This is a genomic window from Streptococcus sp. HMSC034E03 (genome assembly GCF_001811505.1).
Taxonomy (GTDB): Bacteria; Bacillota; Bacilli; order Lactobacillales; family Streptococcaceae; genus Streptococcus.
This window is the reverse complement of sequence record NZ_KV804969.1, coordinates 72,653-91,388: the sequence shown is the minus strand read 5'-3', so window position 1 is coordinate 91,388 and position 18,736 is coordinate 72,653. Positions and strand designations below refer to the sequence as shown.

The following is an 18,736-nucleotide window of genomic DNA, read 5'->3' as shown; positions in this document are numbered from 1 at the left end:
TAGCTATGAAAATTAAAGAGAAGACTATGGAAGGACTAGAAGTATTCGAAGCCGCCTCCAAAGATTTATTAGATACTATGCAGGGATTTAAAGACAATCTATCTGCTCAATTTCCCCTATTAGATAGTGATAACTGGCAGTATGATAAGGGATCGATAAAAGTTTGTAAGGCTGATGAGTCAGGATTCAAAAAAAGATGTAGGGTCGGAATCAGCTACAACTTGAAAGTCTCCCTATTAAACGAAGATGCCGAGCAAATCTGGTTACTGTTTAAAGACTGGTTCAATACTAGCAGATTGAGTCTAGTTGAAAGAAATTCTAATAATGAGGATTTGAGAAGATATGTCTTTTCAGCAAGTTCCCCTCTAGGTGATCAGGTAGATTGTTCGATTTATTTGCCTAATGAGTGGAATATCCCTCAGATTAGCCTTTCAGGCTATCTAACAGCTCGCTATAGGGCTTGTGATCTTGATAAATCGCAAGGATAAGACGGAGGTTTTTAGAGATGAGAAAGATTGATTGGGACAAGATAAAGACTCGTTTAGATGCCTTGCTGGTTATTGATGAGTATCTGACAGATCCGAGTGAGGATTGGCTCAGACTCGTGATTAAGACTGAGGAAGACTATGGACTCCGCTACCTTATTGATAATGGCTCTGGTGATTCTTTAGATGTGATTTTGACTGATAAAATGATCCTTATAAAAGGCTTTGATCATGAAAGTAGTTTAAGCCAGTTTGCTGCTGACGAGTGGAATCAAGATATCATCGATAGTTTTTATAAAGGACTGGATGAAAAGTATGTCTCACTTTATTCAGAAGACCAAAAAGATGAAACAACCTTCCTTATCTGGTATGACGGTCAAGCGCATCAACAGACTTACCAAGACCAGGATGGCGGAGAATGGTTGCTATCTTACCTCTTTGATAGCTTTGAGAGATTTCATGAGTTTGTGACTGACTATTATGAAATTACCGTATATAAGGATTTACTTAGGAAACTTTACATGGAAGGAAAACTTTCAGACTTAGAATTAAAGCAATTAATCCAGGAGAGTTAAGAGAGTAATTATGAGAGTGAACTATAAAAATACCCCTGAAAGATATCAAACTCTGGCAGAAATAATCATCACACCATTGCTTGATTTACTCAAAAGTTTAACCTTGTTAGAAGAGGAAATTTTTGAGCGTAACAGAGCACTGGATAAGGAAAAAGAAGGCCTTGGCATCCCAGCAAATCAAGTTCATCCCAAGTGGAATGAACTTCTGGATGACTATTTTCAGAGACAAATGCAACTTCTAACTGGACGAGTGACTCAAAAATACTTGGAAAGAGGACCTCGAAATTCTTATGCTTCCCCAAGTGAGTATAACTATGTTCAAACGAATGATTTTTCTGTAGATTTTATCATGACAAAAGCTGAAGAAGCAAGAATTATCACCCATTATCAAGAAGCTTTAGAAATGAAGCATCAGTTTGTTCTTAGATTGGTGGATGGAAATTGGTTGCTTGACCAGAAATTTTACGGTTTTGAGGATGAAGAAACTTGGTATCTCGACTCACTTTGACCAAGATAGCTTTACTTTCCAACTGATATGAGAAAAGGAGAAGTCCTATGAAATTTTTGAAAAATCTATTTGCTAGTAAGAAAGAAAAGTCAGAGAAGAAAAAGAGCCTTACCTTGTCCATGCCCCTCTTCAAAGGCAAGCAGGCTTATTCTTTAGACCAGGTTTTTCAGGAATTGAAATCTCACTGGGGGCTTGAAATTTCTGAAGTTTCTGGTGATGATTCTAGTGCAACCTTTGTGATTGATGGTGCTTTCGTTGCTTTGGCATTGATGGATCTTCCTATCCCAAGTCAAGAATTTGAAGAATTGTATGCTTATTCTTACCTCTGGCAGGATGTTGAGAAGGAAACACAGGAGCACACAAAACACGCTATTGTTTCTATCCTGTCTGACAATCTTTCGCCAGTAGAAACTTATTCCTTATTAACTAAAGTCAATGCCTCTATCCTAAAAACTAGTCAATCAGCTATTGGTATTTATCAGGGTTCTACCACCTTGCTTTTGCCCAAAGATCTTTATCTAGACCTGGCTGACCTTTTGAAAGAAGAAATGCTTCCCCTTCAACTCTGGATCTATATGGGGATTATCAATCAGAAAGATAAGACCAGCATTTACACTTATGGTTTGAAAGAGTTTGGAAAAACTGAGATTGAAATTATCGACTCCCCTATGAATAGCGATGACTTATATTTTTTTCTCTTGTCTATTCTTCAGTATATTTTGGGCAGTGATGTCACCTTAAAGGACGGTGAAACCATTGGCTTTTCAGAAGATCAAAAAATCAAAATCACTGAGTCAAAAGCCATCTATTTGGAAGGAAATTCCTTGAAATTAGAGGTTTAGACCATGATTTATAATTGAGTGTTCTTCCTAGATTGAGGTTTTTATGAAGCGTGATATAAAAAAGTATTATCTCTACCGATTTCTGGTCTATAAATTTGAAAAACTCTCTTGTAAGAATCCAAGTATCAAGGAAATAAAGCCAGAGAACAAAGAAAAAATCCTTCTCGAGGCTACTCGAACTAGTCAAAAGATTATTCTAGTCCTTGGAATTCTTTATGTTTTGCTAAATTCTGCTTTATTCATTTACCTAAGGCTCAGTGATTTCCAAAATCCTTTGTTTATGATGTATACTGACTACATCGACTATTTGGGTCAGCTGATAAACGGAGAATGGGGCGGTAGTTGGCGTCAAAAGAAAGCTAGTTTTTTGATGATTGCTCTACTGGCTTTGCCCATTGTGCTGATAGAAGGTGGCCCCTTCTTCTTGCTGGTTTTATTGATTGGGAATTGGGTACTAAAGAGAAAGATTAGATTTGTGAGAGAACATAAAGGAGTAGAGAGCCATGGCTAGAACGGCGATAATAGGTACTTTAATAGTTTTTGCAATCTTTAATCTGCTACTCGGTCTGGGCTTTTATCTCTTTCTAAAAAAGAGGAGAGAGAATGGGCAGTCATTGTACGAAACCCCTGTAAATCAACAAACTCGAACAGAAAAACTGGGTCTAGGCGAGATTTTGGTCTACCTGTCCCTGATTGCAATCGCAGGCGTCTTTGCTTTTCAGACCTTAAATAGAGGTGGTGTTGGGAATTCTATTTTAGCCAAAATGATCCTCCTCCCAGCTATAATGGCTCTTTTCAATGCAAGAAAAAGGACTGGAAAGTCTTTACTTGCCCTCCTTATAACCTTGATGGTCTTTCTAGTAGGAGTCATGTTTAATCTCACGATTGGTTTGCCACCTCAAGCACCAATTTTGCAAATTAATGAAAGTAAAATCACTTTAGCAGAAACCAAAGCAAGTGATCTGATGGATGCTGGTTTTGACATCTATGTAAGACAGAGCGATGGTGCTAGCGACTACGAAGAGCTCCTGACAGATGGAAGTTTCCAAAAGTATCCAGGCGATAAATCAGTTACTATCGAAAAAGGCTTCAGACTTGATAGCAATGCTGTTCCCTACGCTCCCTATCTCTTTGCAAAAGATGGCATAGTTCTTGGGAGTATTTCCTTTTACGGGGCAGAAGATAAGGACGTGGTTCTAGAAGATTCTAAGGTTATTCAGGTTCGATTTAACAAGGATAGCATTGAAGCAGCTAAAGAACATTCTATAATTTTGAAATTGGATGAACTCGACTTGACTAGTCGACTGGATGTTCCACTTGTTCAAGAAACTTTTAAAAAGCATCTATGGTCAATCCCCCCATCACATACAAGTGATGTCACTCAATTGTGGTATGGATTACAGTGGTCAAGTAACAGTGACTCTCTATTTTGGAATGAATATTATAGTCTTATCCGACTAGATGAAAATTATTTGATGACTGATTTTGAGCTAGCTATTCAAGTAGCACGAGATGAGTAGATAGGATTTTGAATAGTTGACTGTACTTATAACTACTTGAGGAACTGAGTATTTTAGTTCCTTTTTAATCTTTTTGAACTTATTTTAAAACGATTTCTATTTTGAAACTAAAGCAATTTCACGAACAAAATGTTAAATTGTTTAAAAAAGGTTCTAAAAATACTTTACAAGATAGTGAAAACATGATATAGTAATGAAGCTTAGAAAATGAGATGATGTTTTCTAGCAAATATAAACCCGAGTAAAAAATGCCTACGGACAGGCAGGGTTGAATGCCGAAGCGTGGTTGGAAAGCCACATTATTGATAGGGTTAAAAGCCTACTTTTATAAGTTGATGTTAGGGCACTTGTCCTAATTCGTATAGATTTGTTAGTGTGGTGAAAGCACACGTCATCTTGTGAAACGATCAATAAAGTACGTAATATTTGCTACTAGAGAGTTAGGAAACATCAGGAACAGACATACTCAAAAGAAACAAACATAAACACGTCAGTAGATTGTAGAGCAGGTGCCAACCTGCTCTTTTTTCATAAGTATCCTTTAGCACCTTGCATTGTTAAGGTGTAAAACTATGGTAAAGGAGTATGTCTCTATAATGTTAAATCAAAACCAAGCTCCTATTTATGAGGGACTGGTCAAGTTACGAAAGAAAAGAATTGTACCTTTTGATGTACCTGGTCACAAACGTGGCCGTGGGAATCCAGAGTTGGTTGAACTTCTGGGTGAGAAATGTGTAGGAATTGATGTCAATTCTATGAAGCCTTTGGATAATCTAGGGCATCCCATTTCGATTATCAGAGAAGCAGAGGAACTAGCAGCGGAAGCTTTTGGAGCTGCTCATGCCTTCCTAATGATTGGGGGGACAACTTCATCTGTTCAAACCATGATTCTCTCCACTTGTAAAGCTGGAGATAAGATTATTCTTCCGCGTAACGTACATAAATCAGCTATCAACGCCCTTGTTTTGTGTGGTGCTATCCCCATCTATATCGAGATGAGTGTGGATCCTAAAATCGGTATTGCTTTGGGGCTTGAAAATGATCGTGTGGCGCAAGCTATTAAGGACCATCCAGATGCTAAGGCTATCCTAATTAACAATCCAACCTATTATGGTATTTGTTCAGATCTTAAGGGGCTAACAGAGATGGCCCATGCTGCAGGAATGAAAGTCTTAGTAGACGAGGCCCACGGTGCTCATCTCCACTTTACAGATAAACTTCCTCTATCTGCTATGGACGCAGGAGCAGATATGTCAGCTGTATCCATGCATAAGTCTGGTGGTAGCTTGACTCAAAGTTCGCTTCTTTTAGTTGGCGATCAGATGAATCCTGAGTACGTTCGTCAGATCATCAACCTTACTCAATCAACCTCAGCTTCCTATTTGTTAATGTCTAGTTTGGATATTTCACGCCGCAATCTGGCCCTTCGTGGTAAAGAGTCATTTGAGAAGGTCATTGAGCTATCTGAGTATGCTCGTCGTGAAATCAATGCCATCGGTGGCTACTATGCCTACTCAAAAGAGCTAGTAGACGGTGTGTCGGTCTGTGATTTTGATGTGACCAAGCTGTCAGTTTACACTCAGGGAATTGGGCTAACAGGTATTGAAGTTTATGATCTCTTACGGGATGAATATGACATTCAGATTGAGTTTGGTGATATCGGCAATATCTTAGCCTACATTTCGATTGGTGACCGTATCCAAGACATTGAACGCTTGGTAGGTGCTTTGGCTGATATCAAGAGACTATACTCGCGAGATGGGAAGGACTTGATTGCTGGAGAATACATCCAACCTGAGTTGGTGCTGTCTCCTCAGGAAGCCTTCTATGCAGATAGAAGAAGTTTAACCTTGGACGAGTCCATTGGTCAAGTCTGTGGCGAATTTGTCATGTGCTATCCTCCAGGAATTCCAATCCTGGCGCCAGGTGAACGGATTACACGAGAGATTGTTGATTATATAAAATTCGCCAAAGAACGTGGTTGTTCCCTCCAAGGAACAGAAGATCCAGATGTCAATCATATCAACGTCATTGAAAGAAAGGAGAACTAGATGGATTTATGGTTTTCTGAAGTTCATACTCCAGATGTGAAATTGTCCTTGAGAACTGCCAAACAACTCTACGCTGGAAAAAGTGAATGGCAGGATATAGAAGTATTAGATACACCAGCTTTTGGGAAAATACTGATTTTAAATGGGCACGTCTTGTTCTCAGATGCAGATGACTTTGTCTACAACGAAATGACAGTTCACGTTCCTATGGCTGTCCATCCCAATCCAAAGAAAGTCTTGGTTATTGGGGGTGGTGACGGTGGTGTTGCCCAAGTATTAACTCTCTATCCAGAATTGGAACAAATTGATATTGTAGAACCAGATGAGATGCTGGTTGAGGTTTGTCAAGAATACTTCCCAGAATTTGCTGCTGGTCTAGATGATCCTCGTGTTACCATCTACTACCAAAATGGGCTTCGCTTTTTACGGAACTGCGAAGATGATTACGATATCATTATCAATGATGCGACAGATCCCTTTGGCCATACGGAAGGGCTCTTTACCAAGGAATTTTACGGCAATAGTTACAGAGCCTTGAAAGAGGATGGAATCATGATTTATCAGCATGGTAGTCCCTTCTTTGACGAAGATGAGTCAGCTTGTCGAAGCATGCACCGTAAGGTTAATCAAGCCTTTCCAATCAGTCGAGTTTATCAGGCACATATCCCTACCAGTCCTGCTGGCTATTGGTTATTTGGATTTGCATCGAAAAAATATCACCCTGTCAAAGATTTTGACAAGGAAGGCTGGAAAAAGCGCCAGCTATTCACAGAATACTATACTGCAAACTTACATGTGGGTGCCTTTATGTTGCCTAAGTATGTAGAAGACATTTTAGAAGAAGAGGAAAGAAAAAAATGAGTCGTTTATTAGTTATCGGATGTGGGGGCGTTGCCCAAGTTGCTATTTCAAAGATTTGCCAAGATAGCGAAACCTTTACAGAGATTATGATTGCTAGCCGTACCAAGTCAAAATGTGATGACTTGAAAGCTAAATTAGAGGGCAAGACAAGTACTATAATTGAAACAGCTGCTCTTGATGCTGATAAGGTAGAAGAAGTAATTGCCTTAATTGAAAGCTACAAGCCAGAAGCCGTTTTGAATGTAGCACTTCCTTATCAAGACTTGACTATTATGGACGCTTGTTTGGCGACAGGTGCCCACTATATCGACACTGCCAACTATGAGGCTGAAGATACAGAAGATCCTGAATGGCGTGCTATTTATGAGAAACGCTGCAAAGAGCTTGGATTTACGGCTTATTTTGACTACTCATGGCAATGGGCTTATCAAGAAAAATTCAAAGAAGCAGGATTGACAGCTCTTCTTGGTTCTGGTTTTGACCCAGGGGTAACCAGCGTCTTTTCAGCATACGCCCTTAAACACTATTTTGATGAAATCCACTATATCGACATTTTAGACTGTAATGGTGGTGACCACGGTTATCCATTTGCGACAAACTTTAACCCAGAAATCAATCTACGTGAGGTTTCTGCACCAGGTTCATACTGGGAAAATGGAAAATGGGTAGAAGTCGAAGCTATGTCTATCAAACGTGAGTATGATTTCCCTCAAGTTGGTCAAAAAGACATGTATCTTCTTCACCATGAAGAAATTGAATCATTGGCAAAAAACATCCCAGGAGTTAAACGTATCCGTTTCTTTATGACTTTTGGTCAATCTTATCTAACGCATATGAAATGCTTGGAAAACGTTGGGCTCCTTCGTACAGATGCCATTAACTTTAACGGACAAGAAATCGTACCGATCCAATTCTTGAAAGCCTTGCTTCCAGATCCTGCAAGCCTTGGTCCACGCACAGTTGGGAAAACCAATATCGGTTGTATCTTTACAGGTGTCAAAGATGGTGTCGAAAAGACCATCTATATTTACAATGTTTGCGACCATCAGGAGTGCTACGCAGAAGTTGGTTCACAGGCAATTTCTTACACAACAGGTGTTCCTGCCATGATTGGAACAAAATTAGTGATGGATGGTACTTGGAAACAACCAGGAGTTTATAATCTTGAAGAGTTGGATCCAGATCCATTCATGGAAGCTTTGAACAAATATAGTTTGCCATGGGTTGTGGTTGAAAATCCACAAATGGTGGACTAATGAAGTTAGAACAAGTACCAACACCTTCTTATATCATTGACTTAGGAAAATTAGAAGAGAATTGCCGCATTCTACAAGAGGTTCAAGAAAAGGCAGGCTGTAAGGTGTTGCTAGCTCAAAAGGCTTATTCTCTCTATAAAACCTATCCTTTGATTAGCCAGTATCTGTCAGGTACGACGGCTAGTGGACTCTATGAAGCGAAGCTGGCTAGGGAAGAATTTCCGGGGGAAGTCCATGTATTTGCGCCTGCTTTCAAGGAAGCTGACATGAAAGAGTTGCTTCAAATATCTGATCATATTGTCTTTAACTCAGAGAGACAATTACGAAAATATGGTCAACCTTGTCGTGAAGCTGGGATCAGTGTAGGTCTACGCCTCAATCCTCAATGTTCAACACAAGGAGATCACGCGCTCTATGACCCTTGTGCACCTGGCTCTCGTTTCGGAGTGACTTCAGATAAGATACCTAGTGATTTGCTAGACTTGGTGGACGGGCTTCATTTTCATACTCTTTGTGAGCAAGTGGCTGATGATTTAGCGACAACCTTGAAAGCTGTAGAAGAGCAGTTTGGACAGTACTTGCATCACGTTAAATGGCTCAATATGGGCGGTGGACATCACATTACAAGAGATGACTACGATGTGGATTTACTGATTTCTGAGATTAAGCGAATTCAAGAAACCTATAATCTTGATGTCTATATCGAACCAGGAGAAGCGATAGCTCTTAATGCTGGTTATTTAGTTACTGAAGTCTTAGACATCGTTGAAAATGGGTTTGAAACCTTGGTGCTAGACGCCTCAGCAAGCTGTCATATGCCAGATGTCCTTGAAATGCCCTATCGTCCACCATTGAGAGATGGTTTTGAAGCGCAAGAAAAACCTTATACTTATAGACTCTCTTCAAATACTTGTCTGACAGGGGATATCATTGGTGACTATAGCTTTGAAAAACCGATTGAAATCGGCGATCGCCTCTATTTTGAAGACATGGCAATCTACTCCTTTGTCAAAAATAATACCTTTAACGGAATTGGTTTGCCAAGTCTCTATCTCATGGATAAAGAGGGTGAATGCAGTTTAGTCAAGGCCTTTGGTTACCAAGACTTTAAGGAGAGATTATCATGATGGACAGTCCAAAAAAATTAGGTTATCGTATGCCAGCAGAGTATGAACCCCATCATGGAACTCTCATGATATGGCCTACTCGACCAGGGTCTTGGCCTTTTCAAGGAAAGGCAGCTAAAAATGCTTTTAGCCAGATTATCAAAACCATTGCCCAAGGGGAAACAGTCTATCTTTTGGTGGAGGAGGACTATCTATCTGAAGCCCAATCTTATCTTGGAGACCAGGTCGTTTATCTAGATATTCCAACAAATGATGCCTGGGCGCGAGATACAGGTCCGACCATTCTCCTTAATGATAAAAGGGGAAAGTTAGCGGTAGACTGGTCTTTCAATGCCTGGGGTGGTGCAGTGGATGGACTCTATCAAGACTATGAAGCAGATGACCAAGTGGCCAGTCGTTTTGCAGAAGTCTTAGAGGTACCTGTTTACGACGCAAAACCATTTGTACTAGAAGGTGGAGCCATACACAGTGACGGTCAAGGAACAATACTTGTCACAGCAAGTTGCCTTCTCAGTCCGGGGCGCAATCCTCATATGACTAAAGAAGAGATTGAAAATACCTTACTAGAGAGTCTTGGAGCTGAAAAAGTCATCTGGCTTCCTTACGGTATTTATCAAGACGAAACCAACGAACACGTCGACAATGTTGCAGCTTTTGTTGGCCCAGCGGAGATTGTCTTAGCTTGGACGGACGACCACGATGATCCTCAGTATGCCATGTCTGCGGCGGATCTAGCTCTTTTAGAGACGGAAACAGATGAAAAGGGGCGTTCCTTTACCATTCATAAACTCCCAATCCCAGCGCTTCATCAAGTAGTGACGGAAGAAGATTTGCCGGGCTATTCATATGAAGAAGGTGAAGAAGAACGCTATGCTGGTGAACGTTTAGCTGCTTCCTATGTGAATTTTTATATCGCCAATAAATCTGTTTTGGTGCCACAATTTCAGGATGTAAACGATCAAGTGGCCTTGGATATTCTGAGCCAGTGTTTCCCAGACCGTGAAGTCGTAGGAATCCCAGCTAGAGATATTCTTTTAGGTGGTGGAAATATCCACTGCATTACCCAACAAATTCCAGAATAGGAGAAAAAGATGAGAAATGTAACGGTTGCAGCCATTCAGATGCAATGCGCTAAGGATGTGGAAACCAATATCCAAACAGCTGAACGTTTAGTCCGTCAAGCTGCTGAGCAAGGTGCGCAAATTATTCTCTTGCCTGAGTTGTTTGAACGTCCCTATTTTTGTCAGGAACGTCAATATGACTACTACCAGTATGCCCAGTCGGTGACAGAAAATACGGCTATTCAGCATTTCAAAGTGATTGCCAAGGAATTAAAGGTTGTTTTACCAATCAGTTTCTACGAAAAAGATGGCAATGTCTTGTACAATTCTATTGCAGTCATAGATGCTGATGGAGAAGTGCTTGGTGTTTATCGGAAGACTCACATTCCTGATGACCATTATTATCAAGAAAAATTCTTCTTTACTCCTGGAAACACCGGTTTCAAGGTCTGGGATACACGCTATGCCAAAATTGGTATTGGCATCTGTTGGGACCAGTGGTTCCCAGAAACAGCTCGTTGCCTTGCCTTAAATGGAGCGGAATTGCTCTTTTATCCAACAGCCATTGGTTCAGAGCCTATTTTGGATACAGATAGTTGTGGTCATTGGCAACGTACCATGCAAGGACACTCAGCAGCAAATATTGTCCCAGTTATTGCTGCTAATCGTTATGGTTTGGAAGAAGTCTCTCCTTGCGAGGAAAATGGTGGACAAAGTTCAAGTCTTAATTTCTACGGTTCATCCTTTATGACCGATGAAACAGGTGCTATCTTGACCCAAGCAGAACGACAAGGCGAAGCGATCTTGTTAACTACATATGACCTCGACAAGGGAGCAAGTGAACGCTTAAACTGGGGTCTGTTTAGAGATAGAAGACCAGATATGTATAAAGATATTGTCAGATAAGAGAAAGCCTATCGTAGGCTTTTTTTCTGTAGATACTATAATAATTTTTGATAATGTCCTAGGATTCTGATAAAATGGGGTATAAGAAATTAATAAGAAAGAGAACCACCATGCAAACACAAGAAGAAATGAATATTCTGGTACCTGAAAAACTAGCAGAAATTGAGCGTGATTATGATGTTACTGTTTTGTGGGCAATTGAGTCTGGTAGTCGCGCTTGGGGCTTTGAGTCTCCGGATAGTGATTTTGATGTGCGTTTCGTATACAAGCACAAGCAAGATTTTTATCTAAGCTTGAACGATCATCGAGATGTCATCGAACTACCAATTGACGATACATGGGATGTGAGTGGTTGGGATTTGGACAAGGCTTTAAAGTTGCTTTATAAGTCAAATCCAACCCTCTTTGAGTGGTTACAGTCGCCAATCGTTTACCAGCAAGACGAAGGCTTTATTGACCGTATCCGTCCGCTTGTTAGTCAGTATTTTTCCGAGAAAAAGATGCTCCACCATTACTTGAATACTGCTAGAACTCAAATGAATAAGTATCTTTCAGGAGACAAGGTCAAACCTAAAAAGTACTTCTATGCTCTGCGTCCCATTTTAGCTTGTCGTTGGATAGAAAAATATCATTCTGTTCCACCGATTTTGTTTGATGATTTATTGAAAGAATTGCTTCCTGATGAAATGAAAGCGCATGTGTCTAGATTACTTGATATCAAGATAAATGGACCTGAAGGTATGGAAATTGAGCCCATTAAGCCCATCCAGGACTACATCACCAAAAATATCCAAGAACTAGATGATTACATCCAAAGTGTTACCGAGGAGAAGAAAGACTGGGAAGCTCTTAATCAATTTTTCCTTGAAGAATTAAGTTGTGACTGAGGTTAGATATGGGAAAATGGACATGTAGATGTGGTCAAGCAATGAATGACCACCAAGCTCCTGATCCAAATGCTTATTCGGTTTATTCGGATGAGTTGCTTGAGGATATTTTTAACAATACTGATGAACATGATAGAATTTCCTATGAAGACATTTCGGAGGCTTCCTTCTATATGTGGAAATGCCCAAATTGTGGTAGTTTTATGGTCTTTGGTGAAGAGGATAATAAAGATTGTTTCACTTTTTATGAGCGCCAGACCAGTGCAAAAGCTGAACCACTTTTCGATCCTGATCAGGAGTTAAATATCGTTGTCGTTGAGTTTCAAGAAGGTGGAAATGGTTATACTTATATCTGTGACGACCCAACTATTCATGTCGGGCATGGTGTGATTGTTCCAACCGGGAAGGAAAATACTGAAAAAACTGCTTTAGTTGTCCAGAAGTATCATGCCCTACCAAAGGATATCACTTTTCCCGTTGAAAAGTTAAAAAGGGTTATCCGTAGGTATTCTATTTTTGATCCTGAGACTTCAAAAATAGTTTGTAAAAATATACTTGAGCATGGAAGAATTTTAAATGCTTGCTCGAAAAAAGTAAAAATAGAGTCTAAACAAATTTACCATGCAATCAAAACTCCTCTAGGCTATTTTTGGTTGGAGTTAAATAGAGTTCCAATTCCGATGAAAATCACACAAATTCAAGTACAAGATAAAAAGTATCAGGTTGATGGAGCCTTTTATATAAAGCCTGCCAAGGTAAACTACAGAAAATTGTTAGAACTTGAATTATGTGCAGATTTTGATATTGACGCCTCTCGTTGGATTGACGTTCTATCAGACGAAAATGTTTGGGGAAACACCTGGGAACTGAATGGCCTTCAATTTGGAATTACTGCAGGAGAGTCCCCAGAATTTGAAGATGAAGTAGTTGCAAGAAAATTTAGCCGTATCCCACTCTATTATGACTGGCATCCAGAATTTGAAGACTATTATGGCTTTAGCCTAGCATGGAAAAAATACGAGTCTGATAGTGATTTGTCAATTGATTTCTATACAACATAAGCTGGAGGATTATAAGTATGAATCAAGCCTGGGAATTATTGTTTGAGGGGAAGATTGAAGAGGCCAAGAAATTAGTCTCAGAAAATTTCTCTTTGGAAACATGCAAGGATTATGGCCTTCTCAATTTAATGGGGTATATTAAGCTCTTTGAAAAAGATTACAAAGAAGCTTTGCTGATTTATCAAAACTATCTAGATGTGGCAATTTCAAGTCAGGATAAAGAAAACGAACATATCGGCTATCACCAGTTAGCCATGGTTTATCGTGAAATGAATGACTATCAAACGGCTCTTAGCTATATAGAAAAAGAGCGAGAAGTTATTGAAGATTCTTTTTCAGAGGATGCACTCAAATCTTCTGTCAATAATTATGAGCAAGGTTATTTACGATTTAAGATTGGGGAAATCGTAAAATCGATCATGTATATGGAGCAGTCCTTAAAGCAAGCTTTACAAACAGATGATCTTATTGCTCAGGCCTGCGCTTATAGAGGTTTGGGAGAGATTTATTCTGTAGAAAAATCTGAAAAATCGCAAGAGAATTTTTTACAAGCTATCGATCTTTTTGAAAAAGCAGGCGATCAGGTTGGAGCTCAAGAAGTTAAAGACTTACTAAACAAGAAAAAGTAGCCCACTCAGGCTACTTTTTTAAAATTCTTTATAAACATAAGGGTTCTCTGGTTTGTCAACTTTAATGAAAGATTGAACTTCAAGGGTTGGAAGGATTTGGTTGAGTTCCTTGTGATAGTGATTGTTAATCTTCCCTTTTACTCTCACCCAAGTGTTATTTTCGTAATGATTGGTATTTCCAGTGGTCAAAAGGCCAAAAACTCCTGAATCAGCGATACAGTGCATAATACCAAAGCGAAAGATAAATTGACTATTAGCGTGATTCGGATCATTGTAGACAAAGCCTGTGAACTCGATTTCCTTGCCTTCAAATTCATTTGGAAAATCATAGATAACTTCCATGACTTCCAAGTAATTCTCATCCTTGATGACAATGCTTGATTGAGCTAAGTATTTATCAGCACTCTTACGAACAGTGTCTACATAAGTTGTGTGTGAATAAAACCTACTCGTATCTGGTTTAAGATACTGACTGCTCGTTCCTTCACTTGCTTGGATTGCCTTGTCAGTTCCTTCCGACAAAGGGAAATAATAGCCTTTTGCAGATACAGTTTGTGAGTCTAGTGCAACAGTTGGAAAGGCAAATCCAACTAACAAAGGTAAACTTAAGAGGACAAAACTAGCAAGCTTGGCTGCAAAACTATGTAAGTGACTATGTTCTTTCAAACGCTTGAAGCAAATATAGGCTTGAACGATGGCTAGCAAGAAAGACAACACCATTGTTATATAAGCCAGATAAGAGTAGTGGAGGTTTAGATATTGATTGAGCTTACCAGATAGGTGTAGATAAAGGGTTAAGAAAAAATAACTAATCAAAATAAGAAATCGTATCATATCATCACCCCGACTAGATAAGAATAGACAAGAACAACAAGAGTCACAATGGTCATGAACTGCCAAATAAAGCGAGTTTTAAGATAATTCTTCATCATGAGTAGGTTTTTGACATCAAGCATTGGTCCAATAACTAGAAAGGCAAGAACTGGCGCAAATCCGAAACTAGAGAGCAGCGAAGAGCCAATAAAGGCATCCGCTTCACTACAGAGTGATAGAAGGAAGGACAAGACCATCAAGAGAACAATAGCAAGTAGTGGTGTTGCGCTGATAGAAGTCAGGATCCGGGTTGGCACATATACTTGGACTATACTTGCAAAAAGACAGCCAAAGACCAAATAACGTCCCATATCAAAGAATTCATCAATAGCTTGGATAAAGACCTGAAGAAGTTTCTGACCTTTGGTCAAGTGAGAAAAATCATGTTCATGACAAGCCAGCCTATTTTCCTTTTGAATCGATCCTTCCCAGAAAAATCCAAGTAAGATACCCAATATAGTAGCAACAAGAATCGAACCTAAAGCGCGGAGTAAGACCATTTTAAATGAATTACCAAAGGCTGAATAAGTTGCAAAAAGTACGATGGGATTGATGATAGGAGCTGTTACTAGAAATGGAACAGCTGTATAGCTTGGAACCTTCTTCTCCAAGAAACGGTTGATGATCGGAACAATTCCACACTCACAAGAGGGGAAGAGAAACCCTATAAATGTACCAAAAAAGATCCTCCCCAAACGATTTTTAGGGAGAAATCTATATACTTTTTCAGGAGTCACATAGACTTCAATAGCACCAGAGATAATACTACCAATCAAAACGAAGGGTAGGGCTTCAATGATGATTGATAGAAAAATAGCACCAGCTTGTAAAATACTAGAAGGTAGGCTTTGAAAGAAATCCATCTATTTTTTCTTTTCTGCCTTTTCTTTCTTTTCTTTGTCATCTGGAAATGTCACTTGCTTTAAATCAGGTAGTTTAGCGAACTCTTCGAACATCTTATCTAAGTCATCAGTTTTTGTAAATTTAACAGCCATTGGGCATACCTCAATTCTTATTGTTTCCTCTATTATACTATTATTTCAGCCAAAAGGTTTAATTTTAAATTGTTAAGACCAATGAATTTTTATCTTCAACAAATACCAAGCTAACTGTGACATTAATGAAAACAAGCTTTCTTCCTTATGGTATAATAGTCTCATGGATAAAAAATATGAAAAAATTTCCCAAGATTTGGGTGTAACCTTAAAGCAAATTGATACGGTCTTGTCTTTGACAGCAGAAGGAGCAACCATTCCCTTTATCGCTCGTTATCGGAAAGACATGACTGGTAGTTTAGATGAAGTAGCTATCAAAGCTATTATCGACCTTGATAAAAGTCTTACCAACCTCAATGACCGTAAGGAAGCTGTTTTGGCAAAAATCAAAGAGCAAGGTAAGTTGACCAAAGAGTTAGAAGAAGCCATCTTAGCTGCTGAAAAACTCGCAGACGTTGAAGAGCTCTATCTTCCCTATAAGGAAAAACGTCGCACCAAGGCAACGATTGCGCGTGAGGCGGGACTCTTCCCACTTGCTCGTCTAATCCTACAGAATGTTTCTGACCTAGAAAAAGAAGCAGAAACATTTGTCTGTGAAGGTTTTGAGACTCCACAAGATGCTTTAGCGGGTGCAGTTGATATTTTGGTCGAAGCTCTCTCTGAGGATGTCAACTTACGTTCAATGACTTATCAAGAGGTCCTTAGACATTCTAAGATTACATCCCAAGTCAAAGACGAGAGTCTTGATGAAAAGCAAGTCTTTCAGATTTATTACGATTTCTCAGAGACGGTTGCTAACATGCAGGGATATCGTACTCTTGCCCTTAATCGTGGTGAGAAGTTAGGCATCTTGAAGATTGGTTTTGAGCATGCAGTTGATCGTATCCAAGCCTTCTTTGCTTCTCGTTTTAAGGTTAAAAATGCCTATATTGAAGAAGTTATTCAGCAATCTGTTAAGAAGAAGGTACTGCCAGCTATCGAGCGTCGTATCCGTACAGAGTTAACAGAGAAGGCAGAAGAAGGAGCTATTCAACTATTTTCTGACAATCTGCGTAATCTTCTTCTGGTAGGACCTCTTAAAGGGCGCGTGGTTCTTGGATTTGACCCTGCCTTTCGTACAGGTGCCAAACTTGCGGTCGTTGATGCGACTGGTAAGATGCTGACAACGCAAGTCATTTATCCAGTCAAACCAGCTTCAGCTCGTCAGATTGAAGAAGCCAAGCGTGATTTGGCTGATTTGATTGGCCAATACGGTGTTGAAATCATCGCTATCGGAAATGGAACTGCCAGTCGTGAGAGTGAAGCTTTTGTCGCCGAAGTGCTCAAGGATTTTCCAGAAATTAGCTATGTCATTGTCAATGAGAGCGGTGCATCTGTCTACTCAGCTAGTGAACTTGCTCGTCAAGAGTTCCCTGACTTAACCGTTGAGAAACGTTCTGCTATTTCTATTGCACGTCGCTTGCAAGACCCACTTGCTGAGTTGGTTAAAATTGATCCCAAATCCATCGGTGTCGGTCAATATCAGCACGATGTTAGTCAAAAGAAACTATCTGAAAGTCTAGACTTTGTTGTTGATACAGTAGTTAACCAAGTCGGTGTCAATGTCAATACAGCTAGTCCAGCCTTACTTTCGCATGTAGCTGGGCTTAACAAAACAATCTCTGAAAATATTGTTAAGTATCGTGAAGAAGAAGGAAAAATCACCTCACGAGCTCAAATCAAGAAAGTTCCCCGTTTAGGTGCTAAAGCGTTTGAACAGTCTGCAGGATTCCTCCGTATCCCTGAAAGTAGCAATATCCTTGACAATACTGGTGTTCACCCAGAAAACTATGTTGCTGTTAAGGAACTCTTCAAACGTTTGGACATTAAAGACCTAAATGAAGAAGCGCAAGCCAAACTCAAATCTGTTTCAATCAAGGAAATGGCTCAAGAGCTAGACCTCGGTCAAGAAACACTTAAAGATATTATCGCAGACCTTCTCAAACCAGGTCGTGATTTCCGTGATTCTTTTGACGCTCCAGTTCTTCGCCAGGATGTCTTGGATATCAAAGACTTACAAGTTGGGCAAAAGCTTGAAGGAGTTGTGCGCAACGTCGTTGACTTCGGTGCCTTTGTTGATATCGGTATCCATGAGGATGGCCTGATTCATATCTCTCACATGAGCAAGAAATTCATCAAGCATCCGAGTCAGGTAGTATCGGTCGGTGATTTGGTAACCGTTTGGGTGAAAAAAATCGATGCTGACCGCGAAAAAGTGAATCTGTCGCTTCTTGCACCTAATGAATCTAACTGATTACGTTAAACAGGTTTCTATAGAAGACTTTGGAAAACCTTTCAAACACCAAGCTCAATGGAATACTCGTCTACGGTCGACAGGTGGACGATTTTTTCCTAAGGATGGTCATTTGGATTTCAATCCCAAAGTATATCAAGAACTTGGTTTAGAGGTTTTTCGTAAAATTGTTCGTCATGAGCTCTGCCATTATCATCTTTACTTTGAAGGCAAGGGCTATCAGCATAAGGATTTAGCCTTTAAGCAACTTCTAAAGAGGTCGATGGTCTCCGCTTTGTTCCTCCCTTATCAAGTGCCAATCAAAAGCCAAGCTTAGTCTATACTTGTCAGACTTGTCACCAAATCTATCAAAGAAAGCGAAAAATCGATACCAAACGCTATCGTTGTGGTCTCTGTCGTGGAAAGCTCCTCTTGTTAAATCGGCCTAAGGACTGATGTAGACAGTTTAGCTTAGTGCTATACTAATATTAAGAAAACCGAAAGAGGAATAAATTATGAATACAAAATTTTATAAAATGAGAAGAAATCGCATGATATCAGGTGTTCTTGCAGGTCTATCTGATAAGTGGAATCTTGATGTAACCCTAGTTCGTTTCCTTTTTGCAATCTTTACAATCGCAAACTTTGGACTCGGGATTATTATCTACATTATCCTCGCTTCGATCCTACCAACAAAAGAAGATATCGAAGCTGAAATGTATGGAACAGGCCCACGCAAGATCAAAGATGCCCAGCCTATCAATGATGACGAAGGTTGGTTTTGGTGATTTTTATTAACTGTTTATATTTTGATAGCAAAAAAGATA

At 39.6% G+C, this 18,736-nt stretch carries 20 protein-coding genes and 1 pseudogene; 18 read left to right on the top strand and 3 right to left on the bottom strand.

Annotation, left to right across the window (positions count from 1 at the left end):
• Positions 1 to 5: 5 nt before the first annotated feature.
• The 15 genes from HMPREF2805_RS03290 to HMPREF2805_RS03220 all read left to right on the top strand — a co-directional run bounded on the left by HMPREF2805_RS03290 (position 6) and on the right by HMPREF2805_RS03220 (position 13,769).
• Positions 6 to 488 carry a hypothetical protein gene (locus tag HMPREF2805_RS03290; RefSeq protein WP_186822550.1) on the top strand — a complete coding sequence of 161 codons (483 nt, stop codon included), beginning with the start codon at positions 6 to 8 and terminating at the stop codon, positions 486 to 488.
• A gap of 17 nt (positions 489 to 505) precedes the next feature.
• Positions 506 to 1,060: a hypothetical protein gene (locus HMPREF2805_RS03285; protein ID WP_075231385.1), complete on the top strand. Its 555-nt coding sequence runs from the start codon at positions 506 to 508 to the stop codon at positions 1,058 to 1,060.
• 10 nt (positions 1,061 to 1,070) lie between these two features.
• Positions 1,071 to 1,568 carry a hypothetical protein gene (locus tag HMPREF2805_RS03280; protein ID WP_075231384.1) on the top strand — a complete coding sequence of 166 codons (498 nt, stop codon included), beginning with the start codon at positions 1,071 to 1,073 and terminating at the stop codon, positions 1,566 to 1,568.
• 47 nt (positions 1,569 to 1,615) lie between these two features.
• Positions 1,616 to 2,410 carry a DUF4261 domain-containing protein gene (locus HMPREF2805_RS03275; RefSeq protein WP_075231383.1) on the top strand — a complete coding sequence of 265 codons (795 nt, stop codon included), beginning with the start codon at positions 1,616 to 1,618 and terminating at the stop codon, positions 2,408 to 2,410.
• Between the two features lie 43 nt (positions 2,411 to 2,453).
• Positions 2,454 to 2,921, top strand: a complete 468-nt coding sequence (locus HMPREF2805_RS03270) for a hypothetical protein (RefSeq protein ID WP_075231382.1) — start codon at positions 2,454 to 2,456, stop codon at positions 2,919 to 2,921.
• A complete protein-coding gene (locus tag HMPREF2805_RS03265; protein WP_075231381.1) occupies positions 2,914 to 3,930 on the top strand; it encodes a hypothetical protein in 1,017 nt (338 codons plus the stop codon). Before HMPREF2805_RS03270 ends, HMPREF2805_RS03265 begins: the two co-directional genes overlap by 8 nt.
• Positions 3,931 to 4,526: 596 nt before the next feature.
• Positions 4,527 to 5,981, top strand: coding sequence for an aminotransferase class I/II-fold pyridoxal phosphate-dependent enzyme (locus tag HMPREF2805_RS03260; protein WP_075231380.1), 1,455 nt, complete (start codon positions 4,527 to 4,529; stop codon positions 5,979 to 5,981).
• Positions 5,982 to 6,842 carry a polyamine aminopropyltransferase gene (speE, locus tag HMPREF2805_RS03255; RefSeq protein WP_075231379.1) on the top strand — a complete coding sequence of 287 codons (861 nt, stop codon included), beginning with the start codon at positions 5,982 to 5,984 and terminating at the stop codon, positions 6,840 to 6,842.
• On the top strand, positions 6,839 to 8,098 hold the full coding sequence (locus HMPREF2805_RS03250; protein ID WP_075231378.1) for a saccharopine dehydrogenase family protein: 1,260 nt from the start codon (positions 6,839 to 6,841) through the stop codon (positions 8,096 to 8,098). Before speE ends, HMPREF2805_RS03250 begins: the two co-directional genes overlap by 4 nt.
• Positions 8,098 to 9,225: a carboxynorspermidine decarboxylase gene (gene nspC, locus HMPREF2805_RS03245; protein ID WP_075231377.1), complete on the top strand. Its 1,128-nt coding sequence runs from the start codon at positions 8,098 to 8,100 to the stop codon at positions 9,223 to 9,225. The genes HMPREF2805_RS03250 and nspC overlap by 1 nt, the downstream gene beginning before the upstream one ends.
• A complete protein-coding gene (gene aguA, locus HMPREF2805_RS03240; protein ID WP_075231376.1) occupies positions 9,222 to 10,307 on the top strand; it encodes an agmatine deiminase in 1,086 nt (361 codons plus the stop codon). The genes nspC and aguA overlap by 4 nt, the downstream gene beginning before the upstream one ends.
• A gap of 9 nt (positions 10,308 to 10,316) precedes the next feature.
• Entirely contained in the window at positions 10,317 to 11,192 is an 876-nt protein-coding gene (gene aguB / locus HMPREF2805_RS03235) for an N-carbamoylputrescine amidase (RefSeq protein ID WP_075231375.1), read from the top strand.
• A gap of 110 nt (positions 11,193 to 11,302) precedes the next feature.
• Positions 11,303 to 12,079 (top strand): nucleotidyltransferase domain-containing protein, encoded by a 777-nt coding sequence (locus HMPREF2805_RS03230; protein ID WP_075231374.1) that lies wholly within the window; start codon positions 11,303 to 11,305, stop codon positions 12,077 to 12,079.
• A gap of 8 nt (positions 12,080 to 12,087) precedes the next feature.
• Positions 12,088 to 13,140 (top strand): hypothetical protein, encoded by a 1,053-nt coding sequence (locus HMPREF2805_RS03225; protein ID WP_075231373.1) that lies wholly within the window; start codon positions 12,088 to 12,090, stop codon positions 13,138 to 13,140.
• Positions 13,141 to 13,157: 17 nt separating this feature from the next.
• Complete coding sequence (locus HMPREF2805_RS03220) at positions 13,158 to 13,769, top strand: tetratricopeptide repeat protein (protein ID WP_075231372.1); 612 nt, start codon at positions 13,158 to 13,160, stop codon at positions 13,767 to 13,769.
• A gap of 18 nt (positions 13,770 to 13,787) precedes the next feature.
• On the opposite strand, the gene HMPREF2805_RS03215 is transcribed toward HMPREF2805_RS03220, so the two are convergent.
• From HMPREF2805_RS03215 to HMPREF2805_RS11460, 3 genes are read right to left on the bottom strand one after another with little or no spacing between them, the layout of a single operon-like run.
• Positions 13,788 to 14,603, bottom strand: a complete 816-nt coding sequence (locus HMPREF2805_RS03215; RefSeq protein WP_075231371.1) for a TIGR03943 family putative permease subunit — start codon at positions 14,601 to 14,603, stop codon at positions 13,788 to 13,790.
• Positions 14,600 to 15,505 carry a permease gene (locus HMPREF2805_RS03210; protein WP_075231370.1) on the bottom strand — a complete coding sequence of 302 codons (906 nt, stop codon included), beginning with the start codon at positions 15,503 to 15,505 and terminating at the stop codon, positions 14,600 to 14,602. The genes HMPREF2805_RS03215 and HMPREF2805_RS03210 overlap by 4 nt, the downstream gene beginning before the upstream one ends.
• Entirely contained in the window at positions 15,506 to 15,637 is a 132-nt protein-coding gene (locus tag HMPREF2805_RS11460) for an SPJ_0845 family protein (protein WP_148131582.1), read from the bottom strand.
• A gap of 163 nt (positions 15,638 to 15,800) precedes the next feature.
• On the opposite strand from HMPREF2805_RS11460, the gene HMPREF2805_RS03205 reads away from it, so the two are divergent.
• The 3 genes and pseudogenes from HMPREF2805_RS03205 (at position 15,801) to HMPREF2805_RS03195 (ending at position 18,697) form a co-directional block, all read left to right on the top strand.
• Positions 15,801 to 17,930 (top strand): Tex family protein, encoded by a 2,130-nt coding sequence (locus tag HMPREF2805_RS03205; protein ID WP_075231369.1) that lies wholly within the window; start codon positions 15,801 to 15,803, stop codon positions 17,928 to 17,930.
• Positions 17,917 to 18,365, top strand: a pseudogene (locus HMPREF2805_RS03200) (SprT family protein). The gene HMPREF2805_RS03205 and the pseudogene HMPREF2805_RS03200 overlap by 14 nt, the downstream one beginning before the upstream one ends.
• A 59-nt stretch (positions 18,366 to 18,424) precedes the next feature.
• Positions 18,425 to 18,697, top strand: a complete 273-nt coding sequence (locus HMPREF2805_RS03195) for a PspC domain-containing protein (protein ID WP_075231368.1) — start codon at positions 18,425 to 18,427, stop codon at positions 18,695 to 18,697.
• Positions 18,698 to 18,736 lie beyond the last annotated feature (39 nt).